Origin of the sequence: Staphylococcus sp. NRL 16/872 (assembly GCF_022815905.2) — a bacterium.
Classification (GTDB): Bacteria; Bacillota; Bacilli; order Staphylococcales; family Staphylococcaceae; genus Staphylococcus.
Map to the genome: position 1 here is coordinate 894,329 of NZ_CP119327.1, position 13,783 is coordinate 908,111.

12 protein-coding genes are annotated in these 13,783 nt (G+C 35.0%); 5 read left to right on the forward strand and 7 right to left on the reverse strand.

The window, feature by feature from the left end; translation table 11 throughout:
* Positions 1 to 11 precede the first annotated feature (11 nt).
* From leuB to ilvD, 6 genes are all read right to left on the reverse strand, one after another.
* Positions 12 to 1,055 carry a 3-isopropylmalate dehydrogenase gene (gene leuB, locus MT340_RS04310; protein ID WP_243588922.1) on the reverse strand — a complete coding sequence of 348 codons (1,044 nt, stop codon included), beginning with the start codon at positions 1,053 to 1,055 and terminating at the stop codon, positions 12 to 14.
* A gap of 2 nt (positions 1,056 to 1,057) precedes the next feature.
* Positions 1,058 to 2,587 (reverse strand): 2-isopropylmalate synthase, encoded by a 1,530-nt coding sequence (locus MT340_RS04315; protein ID WP_243603601.1) that lies wholly within the window; start codon positions 2,585 to 2,587, stop codon positions 1,058 to 1,060.
* A 20-nt stretch (positions 2,588 to 2,607) separates the two neighbouring features.
* Positions 2,608 to 3,612 (reverse strand): ketol-acid reductoisomerase, encoded by a 1,005-nt coding sequence (ilvC, locus tag MT340_RS04320; RefSeq protein WP_103365355.1) that lies wholly within the window; start codon positions 3,610 to 3,612, stop codon positions 2,608 to 2,610.
* Between the two features lie 139 nt (positions 3,613 to 3,751).
* Positions 3,752 to 3,991: an ACT domain-containing protein gene (locus tag MT340_RS04325; protein WP_243588924.1), complete on the reverse strand. Its 240-nt coding sequence runs from the start codon at positions 3,989 to 3,991 to the stop codon at positions 3,752 to 3,754.
* Positions 3,988 to 5,715 (reverse strand): biosynthetic-type acetolactate synthase large subunit, encoded by a 1,728-nt coding sequence (ilvB, locus tag MT340_RS04330; RefSeq protein WP_243588925.1) that lies wholly within the window; start codon positions 5,713 to 5,715, stop codon positions 3,988 to 3,990. The genes MT340_RS04325 and ilvB overlap by 4 nt, the downstream gene beginning before the upstream one ends.
* Before the next feature lie 18 nt (positions 5,716 to 5,733).
* Positions 5,734 to 7,422, reverse strand: a complete 1,689-nt coding sequence (gene ilvD / locus MT340_RS04335) for a dihydroxy-acid dehydratase (protein ID WP_243603602.1) — start codon at positions 7,420 to 7,422, stop codon at positions 5,734 to 5,736.
* Positions 7,423 to 7,890: 468 nt separating this feature from the next.
* Between ilvD and tsaE the strand changes: the two genes are divergently transcribed.
* The 4 genes from tsaE to tsaD are packed head-to-tail and all read left to right on the forward strand — an operon-like array spanning position 7,891 to position 10,459.
* Positions 7,891 to 8,352, forward strand: coding sequence for a tRNA (adenosine(37)-N6)-threonylcarbamoyltransferase complex ATPase subunit type 1 TsaE (tsaE, locus tag MT340_RS04340; RefSeq protein ID WP_243588926.1), 462 nt, complete (start codon positions 7,891 to 7,893; stop codon positions 8,350 to 8,352).
* Positions 8,333 to 9,004: a tRNA (adenosine(37)-N6)-threonylcarbamoyltransferase complex dimerization subunit type 1 TsaB gene (gene tsaB, locus MT340_RS04345; RefSeq protein WP_243603603.1), complete on the forward strand. Its 672-nt coding sequence runs from the start codon at positions 8,333 to 8,335 to the stop codon at positions 9,002 to 9,004. Before tsaE ends, tsaB begins: the two co-directional genes overlap by 20 nt.
* Complete coding sequence (gene rimI, locus MT340_RS04350) at positions 8,977 to 9,441, forward strand: ribosomal protein S18-alanine N-acetyltransferase (RefSeq protein ID WP_243588928.1); 465 nt, start codon at positions 8,977 to 8,979, stop codon at positions 9,439 to 9,441. The genes tsaB and rimI overlap by 28 nt, the downstream gene beginning before the upstream one ends.
* Positions 9,434 to 10,459, forward strand: coding sequence for a tRNA (adenosine(37)-N6)-threonylcarbamoyltransferase complex transferase subunit TsaD (tsaD, locus tag MT340_RS04355; RefSeq protein ID WP_243588929.1), 1,026 nt, complete (start codon positions 9,434 to 9,436; stop codon positions 10,457 to 10,459). The genes rimI and tsaD overlap by 8 nt, the downstream gene beginning before the upstream one ends.
* A 351-nt stretch (positions 10,460 to 10,810) precedes the next feature.
* On the opposite strand, the gene MT340_RS04360 is transcribed toward tsaD, so the two are convergent.
* Complete coding sequence (locus MT340_RS04360; RefSeq protein WP_243588930.1) at positions 10,811 to 12,748, reverse strand: ABC-F family ATP-binding cassette domain-containing protein; 1,938 nt, start codon at positions 12,746 to 12,748, stop codon at positions 10,811 to 10,813.
* A 243-nt stretch (positions 12,749 to 12,991) separates the two neighbouring features.
* Between MT340_RS04360 and MT340_RS04365 the strand changes: the two genes are divergently transcribed.
* Positions 12,992 to 13,630 (forward strand): redox-sensing transcriptional repressor Rex, encoded by a 639-nt coding sequence (locus MT340_RS04365; RefSeq protein WP_243603604.1) that lies wholly within the window; start codon positions 12,992 to 12,994, stop codon positions 13,628 to 13,630.
* Positions 13,631 to 13,783: the final 153 nt, after the last annotated feature.

Here is a 13,783-nt window from a genome sequence, read left to right on the forward strand (position 1 = left end):
TACTCCTCCTTTTAGTTATATTTTTCTTTTAAAAGATTGAAAATTTCAGTTGTCTTGTAATTGCCACCTAAATCAGGTGTTGTTTTACCTTCTTTAATCAATGTATATACATAGTCTTCTAATTCAGTGGCAGCTTCATCTTGATTTAAACTTTCTCTAAGACACATTGCTAAAGAAAGTATCATACCAACAGGATTAGCGATATTTTGATTCGCAATATCTGGCGCTGATCCATGAATAGGTTCATATAATCTTGGACCTTCTAAACTAAAACTAGCTGAAGGAGATAGACCTAAAGAACCTGGTATAACTGAAGCTTCATCACTTAAAATATCTCCGAATAAATTTTCAGTTACTATTACATCAAATTGAGTTGGATTTGTGATTAAGTGCATACTACACGCATCGACAAGTAAATGATTAAGTTCAACTTCAGGATAATCCTTGCTAACTTCAATTACTGTTTGACGCCAAAGCTTACTTGAAGCGAGCACATTTTCCTTATCCACTGAAGTTACTTTCTTTTTTCGATGAGAAGCTAATTCAAATGCAACTCTAGCAATACGTTCCACTTCTTGTTTCGTATAGGTAAGTGAATCAAGTGCTTCACGTTCATTAATATGTCTAGGCTCACCGAAGTAGATTCCACTTGTTAATTCACGTACGATAACTAAATCAGTACCCTTAACTCGTTCTTCTTTTAAAGGAGAAAATTGAGTCGCACCTTCAGTTACTTTAGTAGGGCGTATATTCGCAAATAATCCTAAAGACTTACGTAACTTTAATAAACCTTGTTCAGGGCGATTGTTAGGGTCAGTCCATTTAGGTCCGCCTACAGCACCTAACAAAATAGCATCAGCTTTTTCACAAGCAGCCAATGTATCATCAGGAAGGGAAGTGCCATGCGAATCGATGGCAGCTCCTCCAAAATCAAAACTTTCTAAAGTATAAGTAAAATGATATTTCTCACTAATTAATTGCAGTAGTTCTAAACTTCCATTTAAAATTTCTGGGCCAATACCATCACCGGGTAAAGCTACAATTGAATACGTCATGATTAATTACCTTCCTTCTCAGTAGTTTCAGCTACATATTTAGCGTGAGCTTCCACATAAGCTTTACAAGAAGCTTGTAAAATATCATGATCAATACCCATACCATTGACTGGGTGACCTTCAATAACAAGTTCCACGTGTACTTCTGCTTGTGCATCCGTACCTTCTGTAACAGAATCAATACGATAATCAATCAGTTTACTTTCTTTTTGGAAAATGCGATCAACAGCGTTATAGATAGCAACGATAGAACCTGTACCAATACTTGAATCTTGATATACACGACCGTTTTTATCTTTAATGACAACGACAGCGCTTTGTAGACCGTTAGATACAAATTGTAGTTGCAGTGTTTCAAGTTGATAAATGGCATTTTGTTCATGTTCAGTACCTTGAATAATTGCATGGATATCTCTATCTGAAACAGATTTTTTCTTATCTGCTACGGCTTTAAATTGCTTGAATAACTCTACTTGTTCTTCTGGAGTAATATCATAGCCTAAAGTTTTTAATTTTTCCGCAAAAGCATGTTTACCAGAAAGTTTGCCTAAAGGTAATTCATTTTGACGGATACCGACTAATTGAGGCGTCATAATTTCATAAGTTTCAGGATTTTTAAGCACGCCATCTTGATGAATGCCTGATTCATGACTAAATGCGTTTTGTCCAACAATGGCTTTATTTCTAGGAACACGAATTCCTGCATATCTAGAAATAAGGTCAGACGTATTTTTAGTTTCAGAAAGAACTAGGTTTGATTCAATGCCGTAATGATCACGACGAACATACAATGCTAATGCGAGTTCTTCAAGTGCAGTGTTACCTGCACGTTCACCAATACCATTCACAGTACCTTCAATACGTTTAGCGCCATTTTCTATAGCAGCTAAACTATTCGCAACTGCCATACCTAAATCATCATGACAATGGGCACTATAAACCACGTCATGTTCTGATTTAACATTTTCAATTAAAGATTTAAAAATTTGGCCATATTCAATAGGGTAGCTATATCCAACAGTATCTGGAATGTTAATAATACTTGCTCCAGCATCTACTGCAGTTTGCACAGATTGAATGAGAAATGCCATGTCTGTTCTAGATGCATCTTCAGGTGAGAATTGAACCACATCAAAGAATTGCTTAGCGTAAGTGACATGTTCTTTTATAGATGCAAGCACTTCTTCTTGTGTCATTTTCAGTTTATGTTTTAAGTGAATAGGGGAGGTTGCTATAAATACATGAACTACTGGTTTGACTGCATCTTTAGTTGCTTCGTATACTGCGTCGATATCAGATTTTTTACAACGTGCCAATCCGCATACAGCAGTAGTAGTTAAAGCTTTTGAAATGGCTTGAACAGACTTGAAACTTCCTGTACTTGAAGCGGGAAATCCTGCTTCAAGTACATCTACACCCCATTTTTCAAGCTGTTTAGCTATCTTTAAACGTTCATCAAAAGAAAAGTTAACACCGGGTGTCTGTTCACCATCTCTCAATGTAGTATCAAAAATTTGAATATGGCTTTCCATTTTTAACATCTCCTTGTTAGTTATTTTTGAATACTTTTAGATTTAATAAATGGCATCATTTTTCTTAATTCACGACCAACCGCTTCGATTTCATGACCGTGTTGTTGTTCACGTAATTGATAGAATTCTTTGAAGCCATTTTCATTATCTTTAACAAAACGATTAGCAAAGTTACCGTTTTGGATATCTTCTAATACAGTTTTCATATTGTTTTTAACTTCTGGAGTGATAACACGTGGACCAGATACATAATCGCCAAATTCAGCTGTATTTGAAATAGAATAGCGAACGTTTTCCATACCACCTTCATACATTAAATCAACGATTAATTTCATTTCATGTAGTACTTCGAAGTAAGCTAGTTCTTTTTGATATCCAGCTTCTACTAGAGTTTCAAAACCACTTTGAATTAATTTATGGATACCACCACAAAGTACAGCTTGTTCACCGAATAAATCAGTTTCAGTTTCTTCTTTGAATGTAGTTTCAATAACACCAGCACGAGTTGCGCCAATACCTTTGGCATAACTTAAAGCAATATCACGTGCATGACCAGAAGCGTCTTGTTGTACACCAAATAATGCTGGTACAGCAGTACCTTCTACAAAAGTACGTCTTACTAAATGACCAGGACCTTTAGGTGCAACTAAGAATACATCTACATCAGCAGGGGGTTGGATAACACCAAAGTGAATGTTAAAACCATGTGCGAAAGCTAATGCATTACCTGCTTCTAAGTTAGGTTCAATTTCGTTTTTGTATACGTTACCTTGGATTTCATCTGGTAATAACACCATAACGACATCTGCTTGTTTAACTGCTTCACTAACTGGATAAACATCAAAGCCATCTTCTTTAGCTTTATCAAAAGAATGTCCAGGACGAATACCAACGACTACGTCATAACCATTATCTTTAAGGTTTTGTGCATGCGCATGTCCTTGTGAACCGTAACCAATTACTGCAATTTTTTTACCTTGTAGAGCATCTTTTTCAACTGATTGATCATAATAAACTTTTGTCATAATACGTTCCTCCAATTTGTAACTTACATAAAATTTTGAATATTCTTAATATTATAGATATAAATTATCTACAACAGTTGATGATAGTCATTATGTTATTAAAATATTTGTAAATGCTAGCGCATCATTTGATTAAATATTAAGCCTTAACTTCTTCAATATCGATAACGCTAATTTGTTTATTTAACTTTGCAATTAAAATTTTAAGGATAGCTTCATCTTCAATATTTGCAGTGATCACCATATCTGAAATGCCTTTCTCTGAAGAAGGTTTAACGGTTAACTCACTGATGTTGTATTGTAATCTTACGAAAGCACTGGTAATACGATTTAGCGTGCTCAATTGATCTGTAACTTTTAAATGTAACGTTCTTTTCATTCTAGACCCTCCATTTCATGATTCGCTTTACCACTAGGAATCATAGGATTAACTGGTTCAACAGGGGATACTCTCACTTCAATTAATGCAGGTCCTTCATATGCAAAAGCTTCGTCTAATGTTGCTTTTAAATTCTTTGGATTATCAATTAAGAAACCTTTGATACCGTATGCTTCAGCCATTTTCATAAAATCAGGTTGGTCATTGAATACGGAATGAGAAAAACGTTTATTAAAGAATTTGTCTTGCCATTGTTTAACCATGCCTAACGTTCCATTATTGATAAGAACGATTTTTACGTTCAGGTTATACTCAGGTAATAGGGCAATTTCTTGGTTTGTCATTTGGAAACCACCGTCACCAACGAAACAAATCACTGTCTTATCTGGTGCAGCTAATTGTGCACCGATTGCTGAAGGGATACCAAAGCCCATCGTACCTAAACCACCACTAGTGACCCATTGCCCATAATGTTTGAATGGATAGAATTGAGCTGCCCACATTTGATGTTGGCCTACATCAGTCGTTACGATTGCATCTCCGTGAGTAATCTTGCCAATATATTCAATCGCTTCTTGAGGTCTACAGAACGTTTCATCAGCTGGTTGATATTTAAATGGGTGCTTATCTTTATTCGCTAAACAGTGTTTAACCCAGTCAGAGTGTTCAACCGTATTTGAAAATGTGTGCGCCAACGATTCGAGCACTTTCTTACAATCAGCAACGATGCCTAAGTCAGTAGAAATGACTTTATTAATTTCTGATTTATCGATGTCTACATGGACAACAGTTGCATTCGGAGCAAATTCATTAGGATTACTTGCTAAACGGTCATCAAAACGACTACCTAAGTTAATGAGCAAATCACATTCAGTCAATGCCATATTACTTGCATATGATCCATGCATACCGCCCATACCTAAGAATAGTGGATTCTCATATGGTATAGCGCCTAAGCCTAATAATGTAGTAGCGACTGGTATTTGGTGTTGAGTGACAAATGCCGTTAACAAGCTATTTGATTTAGAGTGATTGATACCCGCTCCAGCTAAAATAAGTGGCTTTTTAGCTTTAGATAAATACTCGCTTAATTGTTGAATATCGGCTTCATTTGGTTCTTCTACAACGTTATATGCAGGTAAATGAACTTCATTTTCAAGGGGAGCAGAAGATGTTAATACACCCATGTCTTTAGGGAAGTCAATGACCACAGGGCCTTTACGTCCTGAATTAGCCACATAAAACGCTTCATGAACAATTCTTGGGATATCATCTACATGTTTCACTTGATAATTCGCTTTAGTAATTGGTGTAGTCATTGAAAGTAAATCTGCTTCTTGGAAAGCATCTTTACCGATACCTGGCGTTGCTACTTGGCCTGTAAAAACGACAAGGGGTAGAGAATCACTGTAAGCATCAGTAATACCAGTGATAGCGTTAGTTGCTCCTGGACCACTAGTAACGACTACGACACCTGTCTTACCAGAAACACGCGCATAACCTTCAGCAGCATGAGTAGCACCTTGTTCGTGACGCGCTAAAATATGTTTAATCTTTCCGTCATAAAATGTGTCGTATAGGGGTAATACGGCACCACCTGGATAGCCAAAGATAAAATCTACGCCTTCATGTAATAATGTTTCCACTAGTAATTCTGAACCAGAAAGGGGTTCATTCGAATGAGATTGAGATTCGATTACGGTACTTTCCTTTTTATTCGTCATTGCTAACACTCCTTAATATTAAATGAGATTCTCAGGCACTTGCATAATGCCACCCGTATTTGCGCTAGTAACCAAAGCAGTGTATCGCGCTAAATAACCTGTTTTAACTTTCGCTTTAAAAGGGGGTAAAGCTTGTTTACGTTGCTCAAGTACTTCATCAGGTTGATTAACGTTTAGGGTACGATGAATTAAATTAATTGTTATTTCATCATCATCTTTAATTAATCCTATAGGACCACCAGAAGCGGCTTCTGGAGAGATGTGTCCAACAGCGATACCTCTCGTTGCTCCTGAAAAGCGTCCATCAGTAATTAGTGCTACATCTTTACCTAATCCTCTACCTACGATTGAAGAAGTAGGGGCTAACATCTCTGGCATGCCTGGACCACCTTTAGGACCTTCGTAACGAATAACCACGACATGACCTTCGCGTACTGTTTTATTATCAATCGCTTCAACAGCTGCATCATGTGAATCGAAACAAATAGCTTTACCAGTGAATACTTTGATAGATGGATCTACGCCTCCAACTTTGATTACTGCTCCTTTAGGCGCTAAATTACCATATAATACAGATAAACCGCCTTCTTTATCGTATGGTGCATCAAGTGGGTGAATGACTTTGAAATTTTTAATTTCTTTACCTTCATTATTTTCTCTCAATGTTTTACCTGTAACTGTAATACGGTCAGGATGTAACGTGCCTTCTTTTTTCATTAATTCATTAATAATAGCTGGACAGCCACCAGCTTCATGCACATCATGCATTGAATATGCAGAGCTCGGTGCAATTTTAGATAAGTAAGGTGTACGTTTCGCAATTTTATTAATGCGCTCTAGGTCATAATCAATACCAGCTTCATTAGCAATCGCTAGTGTATGTAATACAGTATTTGTTGAACCACCCATTGCCATGTCTAATGCGAAAGCATCATCAATCGCTTCTCTAGTGACAATATCTCTAGGTTTAATGTCCTTTTTAATATTCTCAACTAATTTAAAAGCAGCTTCACGAACCATCTCACGACGTTGCTCACTAACAGCTAAAGCTGTGCCATTGTAAGGTAGTGCTAATCCAAGGACTTCCATTAAACAGTTCATTGAATTAGCAGTAAACATACCTGCACATGAGCCACAAGTAGGGCAGGCGTTTTGCTCCATATCTAGAAATTCTTCTTTAGTAATGCTACCTTCTTTAAAAGCGCCGACAGCTTCAAACATTGAAGATAAAGTGAGTGCTTTACCTTGAGCGGAAAGACCAGCTTTCATCGGTCCACCTGAGCAAAAAATGGCTGGTACATTTGTTCTGACAGCAGCTAAAATCATACCCGGTGTGATTTTATCGCAGTTTGGAATATAGAATACGCCATCAAACCAATGTGCATTAATGACAGTTTCAGCAGCATCAGCAATAAGTTCTCGGGAAGGGAGTGAATAGCGCATACCAATATGTCCCATAGCTATACCATCATCCACGCCGATTGTATTAAATTCAAATGGAATAGCACCTGCCTCACGAATTGCTTCCTTAGCGATATCAGCTAATTCTCGCAAATGGACGTGTCCTGGTACTATATCAATATAAGAATTACAAATTGCTACAAATGGTTTGTTCATATCTGTTGGATTTTTGAGTGCTCCCGTGGCGTGTAAAAGACTTCTCGCAGGTGCTTGATGATCACCTTTTTTAATCATGTCGCTTCTCATTAATAATTCCCCCGTCAGGTTATTGAATTTTGAAAATAAAAAAACGTCCCAATGTGATTGGGACGTTTGTAAGTCCCATTCAATGAGAAATAGGACTTAAACATTTAGTATGTATTGACTACTAAAGTTCCAGCCCTTGCGAGTATAATAAAATAATTAAATTATGAATTACAGTGTGCGGTTGTGTATTAAATTGAGTCATTTTAATATACTCCTTTCTAATGAATGGTGAGTTATGTAATTATTAGAATTATTCTAAAATTCGATAAATTAAATTTACTACAACATACTTTTGAAGTCAACACTATTTTTTGAATTTTCTAACAATTAACAAATTCTTATTTCATCTGAATAGAGAGAAATTTTAGCTAGAATTTGTTACAATTAGTAAGTTAAAAATGTGATTTTAAAATTTCTATTAGTAAATATAGTTATAAGGAATTTTCAAAATAGGAGAGAGCAAAGCAAATGATAAGTATAAAACATTTAGATGACATGAATCGTTTTGCTGGCATATTAGTTAAATATCTTAAACCAGGAGATTTAATTTTATTAAATGGTGATTTGGGCGCAGGTAAAACAACATTAACTCAATTTATAGGTAAACATCTTGGCGTAAAACGAAATATTAATTCTCCTACGTTTAACATCATCAAATCGTATAAAGGGAAATCGCTGAAGTTACATCATATGGATTGTTATCGTCTTGAAGATTCTGATGAAGATTTAGGATTTAATGAATATTTTGAAGATGAAGCCATTACCGTGATTGAATGGAGCCAATTCATTGAAGATTTACTACCCGCTACGCAGTTAATTATTAATATTAAAACGGTGAGTGAAACAGAACGTGCGATTGAGTTGATTGCGAAAGGCGACCATTATTCTAAAGTTAAGGAGGAAGTTGAACGTGAATTCACTACTTATTGATACGTCTAATCGTCCTATGTCGGTTTCTTTAATGGCCAACGACCAAGTTTTAGCAGAGCACACAGTAGAAAGTAATAAAGATCATTCAAGTCAATTAATGCCAGGTATTAGAAATTTATTTGAACAAACGAAGTTAAATAAAGAAGAATTAGATGCTGTTGTAGTAGCCAAAGGTCCAGGTTCTTATACAGGTGTGAGAATCGGCGTTACAACTGCAAAGACACTAGCTTATGCTTTAAATACTAAGTTGTACGGCGTATCTTCATTACAAGGTTTAGCAGCTACAGTAGATGAAAGTGAAGCCAAAGATCGTTTATTAGTATCAGTGTTTGATGCACGTCGTGAAGCGGTCTACACTGGCGTTTATCAATATATCGATGGAGAACTAAGAACTATTTTAGAAGACCAATATATTTCAACTAAAGACTTATTAGATTGGTTAAATGAACAACATCAGTCATATTTATTTATTGGCACAGATGCTGAAAAGTTAGCAAATCAGTTAAAAGGTGATATTCAAGCTAATCTACCACGTGCATCTGTAATGTATTCATTGGTGACTGAAGCTGAAGATATCCATACATTTGTACCAAATTATATCAAAATGTCAGAGGCGGAACGCAATTGGTTAAACCAGCAGAATCAGAATTAACGATACGAGCAATGCAAGTCGATGATGTCCCAAGTGTATTTGATATTGAACGTGAAAGTTTTAATGACAGTTCTTGGACAATTGATGCGTTTTATCATGAATTGAATGAAAATAACTTCGCAAAGTATTTTGTTATCATTTTCGAAAATGAAATTATTGGTTATTTAGGGCTCTGGATAGTGATTGATCAAGCTCAGATCACTACCGTGGCAATTCGCAAAGATTATAGAGGTTATGGATTAGGACAATTATTACTTAAATATGTGATGGATTTCGCAAAAACAACATGTGATGTCATGAGCTTAGAAGTTAGGGTAACAAATTATGTAGCACAACATGTCTACACAAATTTGGGATTCCAATTTGGAGGAAAACGAAAAAATTATTATGGAGAAGGCGAGGATGCATTAGTCATGTGGGTGAATTTAAATGAATAATGAAACTTTAATATTAGCAGTAGAAACTAGCTGTGATGAAACAAGTGTCAGTGTGATTAAAAACGGCGATACCATATTATCGAATACTGTATTAAGCCAAATCGAAAGTCATAAACGCTTCGGTGGTGTCGTGCCTGAAGTGGCAAGTAGACACCATGTTGAAGGTATCACTGCAACAATTGAAGAGGCACTCGTTGCTGCTGATGTCACAATGGAAGAGATTGACGCTATTGCAGTAACACAAGGGCCTGGTTTAATTGGGGCATTGTTAATTGGCATCAATGCTGCGAAAGCTCTAGCATTTGCTTATGACAAGCCACTTATTCCGGTTCATCATATTGCAGGTCATATTTATGCGAATCATTTAGAGGAACCGTTAACGTTTCCTTTAATGGCACTAATCGTTTCTGGTGGGCATACAGAATTAGTTTATATGAAAGATCATATGAATTTCGAAGTGATTGGTGAAACGCGTGATGATGCAGTCGGTGAAGCCTATGACAAAGTTGCTAGAACGATTGGTTTACCATATCCAGGTGGCCCAGAAGTAGATAGATTAGCTGCTTTAGGTGAGGATACGTATGATTTCCCAAGAGTATGGCTTGAGAAAGATAGCTATGATTTTAGTTTTAGTGGCTTGAAAAGTGCTGTAATTAATAAATTACATAATTTAAAACAAAAAAATGAAGAAATTAATAAAGCAAATGTTGCTACAAGTTTTCAAAATAGTGTAGTCGACGTATTAAGTACGAAAGCGATTCACGCTTGTGAGGAATATAATGTTAATCGTTTAATTGTAGCAGGAGGCGTTGCGAGTAATAAAGGTTTACGTCAACGTTTACAAGAATTATGTAAAACACATGATATCAAACTCTCTATACCAAGCCCTAAATTATGTACAGACAATGCAGCAATGATTGGTGCTGCTGCATATTATTTCTATAAAGCTGGTATTACAGCAGATTTAGATTTAAATGGCCAAAATAATATGGATATTGAAGAAGCAACTGTTGAATAATTAAAAGTTAGTGTTAAGTACAATGATTTACAAATACATGTGTACTTAGCACTATTTTTAATACTAAATAGAAATTGTGGGAAAATAAGTGCGTCAATAGGGAACGTGTGTACTTATCAACAAAACGTGTATAAACTGTGGATAAGTAGTGCTTAACAATGTGGATATAGCGTAAATTTTGTGTAAAAGAAATGTAAAAGTGCAAGGGAATGGTTGTGGATAACTAGGATAAGTCTGTGGATACTTGATATAAAAGACTTTCAACTGTTTATAAAATTGTGGTTAAAAATTATAAAAAAATAACCAGAAAATTTAAGGTAATTTTCTAGTTATTTTATCTTAAATACTACTTTATAACATTTCTTGTAATTCTTCCCATTCTATCATGACTTGTTCTAATTTCTGTTCGGTTTCCATTTTCTCATTAGCAAGTTCAGATGCTTTGATAGGATCATTAAATATTTCAGGTTGGGTGAGTTGTTCATCGATATGAGTTATATCGTTTTCAAATTGTTCTATTTTTTCTTCACATTGTTCAATTTGACGTTCTAATTTACGTTGTTCTCTACGTTGTTGTTTTTGATTATCATAACTACTATTTTGTTTATTACTTGAAATCTCAGCTCCACCTGTATGATCATCAGTGCGTTCGGCTTCAAAAATTTCTAAGGCAGCTGCTTCTTCTGTCTTTTCAATATAATATTGATAATCTCCAAGATACATTTGTCCCCCGTCTTTATCTAAATCAAATACTTTATTCGCTAATTGGTTAATGAAATAACGGTCGTGAGAAACAAATAAGATTGTACCTTCAAAATGTTGTAAAGCTTGTTCTAACATTTCCTTTGAATCTATGTCTAAATGGTTGGTCGGTTCGTCTAGAATCAATACATTATCTCTTTGTAACATTAATAATGCAAGTTGAAGACGAGCTTTTTCGCCCCCAGATAAATCATTGATGATTTTCTTGACGTCATCTTGTACAAATAAAAAACGTCCTAATACAGCTCGAACATCTTTTTCATTCATATTAGAATATTGATCCCAAACATAATCTAAAATCGTCTTATTAGATTTAAATTCAGCTTGCTTTTGATCGTAGTATCCAATTTGAAGATTAGCACCGAAGACAACCTCGCCACCTAATTTAGCTTGACGATTGGCAATTGTTTTAATTAGCGTTGTTTTACCTACACCATTAGGGCCAATAATAGCGATATGATCGCCTTTAGTGATTTCGATATTTATAGGATTAGTAATAGGTATTTCATATCCGATTTCTAAATTATGAATATGCATAACATCATTACCAGTGTTGCGTTCAAAGCCAAATTGAATATTGGCGCTTCTTGCATCTAACATAGGTTTATCGATGCGTTCCATTTTTTCTAGCGTTTTACGTCGACTTTTAGCCATACCGCTAGTAGAGGCACGGGTAATATTTTTCTCTACAAACGTTTCAAGACGTTTAATTTCTTCCTGTTGTTTTTCATATTCTTGCATACGCTGTTCATAATATTTATCGCGTTGTTCGATAAATTGTTCATAATTACCCACGTAACGTTTAATATCTCCAAGCGCCACATCATAAATTTGTGTCACGATTTTATCAAGGAAGTAACGATCGTGACTAATAATGACGATGGCACCTTTAAAGTATTTTAAATAGTCTTCCAACCATTTTGTCGTTTCTAAATCAAGATGGTTAGTCGGTTCATCTAATAATAATAAATCAGGCTCACTTAATAACATTTGTGCTAGTGATAAGCGTGTTTTTTGCCCACCGCTAAAGTCGTTGATAGGTTTGCCGAAATCTTCTTCTTTAAAATTCAGACCATGCAACACAGTTTTAATCTTACTTTCGTATTGATAGCCCTCAAGTTGTTCAAATTGATTAGACAACGATTCATAGCGTTCCATATGATGTTGATAGTCTTCAGTATCATAATCATTGGCATGCATAGCTAACCAATCTGTTTCTACTTTAATTAAACCTTCCATATTTTTAATGTGTTCAAAAGGTTTAGACATTTCTTCAAACACAGTCGATGAAGAGTTGAGTGTCATTTGTTGAGTTAAATAACCCATACGCAAATTTTTAATTTTAGAAATATGGCCACTATCATAGTCTTCAACACCTGCGATAATCTTCATTAATGTTGACTTACCAGCGCCATTTCGTCCAACGATACCTATACGTTCGCCAGTTTTAACTTCGAAATTAACATGAGTAAATATATCTTCACCATCGAATGACTTCGAAATGTCATTTAATTGCATTAATATCATTCAGGGTTCACCTTTCTATTTTTTACAAAAGTATTTATCACAAAATTGCCTTATACATTACTCTTTATTTTACCGTATAATAAAGTTACATGAAACTAAGATATTTATTTTTAAAAAGTGTTAAGGTATAATATGTCAGTATTCATTATGGGACATAATGTGATTTCAAAGGAATGACTAATTGCACGCAAATTAGTTTGAATACATAGATTAAAAAGTTCAAACAAGAGGGGGACAACTCAAATGGCTCAAAATCAAGCTAAAATTCCTCGTGCAACATTGAAACGATTACCGTTATATTATAGATTCGTTAACACCTTGAAGACAAAAGGAATTGATCGAGTTAATTCTAAAACTATCAGTGAAGCGCTAAATATTGAATCAGCCACGATTAGAAGGGATTTTTCTTACTTTGGTGAGTTAGGAAAAAAGGGTTATGGCTACAATATTGATAGTTTATTAGAATTTTTTAAATCTGAACTTAGTGATAGTGAGGAGATTCATATTGCTATAGTTGGAGTAGGTAACTTAGGAAGGGCACTATTAACATACAACTTTTCAATTCATGACGAAATGACGATTACAGAAGCATTTGATATTGATAAAGATATTGTAGATCAACAAGTCGGTAAAGTGAAAGTTCATCATATGGATGATTTACAACAAGTGCTTGAAACTCAAGACATTAATGTAGTTATTCTAACTACACCTGAAAAGGCAGCTCAAAACGTAGTAGATCAGTTAGTTGAGGCTAATGTAAAAGGAATATTGAATTTTACACCGGCTAGAATAGAAGTGCCAAAAACTGTTCAAGTGCACCATATTGATTTAGGTATAGAATTACAATCACTTTTATTTTTTATGAAAAACTATTCGAACTAGATAGTATTTTGTTTATAGTCTTAATCATTCTTTCGAGAGAAAGAAAGATTTTTTTATTATTTCAATATTATTAAATCCGAACAAATGTTATTGATAATTAAATATTAATCTATTATAATACCTTAGTAAATCAATCGGGAAAGGATGCATTTG

Coding starts and splice junctions, on each gene's coding strand:
- leuB (WP_243588922.1), bottom strand. CDS start 1,055: ATGACGTATTCAATTGTAGCTTTACCCGGTGATGGTATTGGCCCAGAA.
- MT340_RS04315 (WP_243603601.1), bottom strand. CDS start 2,587: ATGGAAAGCCATATTCAAATTTTTGATACTACATTGAGAGATGGTGAA.
- ilvC (WP_103365355.1), bottom strand. CDS start 3,612: ATGACAAAAGTTTATTATGATCAATCAGTTGAAAAAGATGCTCTACAA.
- MT340_RS04325 (WP_243588924.1), bottom strand. CDS start 3,991: ATGAAAAGAACGTTACATTTAAAAGTTACAGATCAATTGAGCACGCTA.
- ilvB (WP_243588925.1), bottom strand. CDS start 5,715: ATGACGAATAAAAAGGAAAGTACCGTAATCGAATCTCAATCTCATTCG.
- ilvD (WP_243603602.1), bottom strand. CDS start 7,422: ATGAGAAGCGACATGATTAAAAAAGGTGATCATCAAGCACCTGCGAGA.
- tsaE (WP_243588926.1), top strand. CDS start 7,891: ATGATAAGTATAAAACATTTAGATGACATGAATCGTTTTGCTGGCATA.
- tsaD (WP_243588929.1), top strand. CDS start 9,434: ATGAATAATGAAACTTTAATATTAGCAGTAGAAACTAGCTGTGATGAA.
- MT340_RS04360 (WP_243588930.1), bottom strand. CDS start 12,748: ATGATATTAATGCAATTAAATGACATTTCGAAGTCATTCGATGGTGAA.
- MT340_RS04365 (WP_243603604.1), top strand. CDS start 12,992: ATGGCTCAAAATCAAGCTAAAATTCCTCGTGCAACATTGAAACGATTA.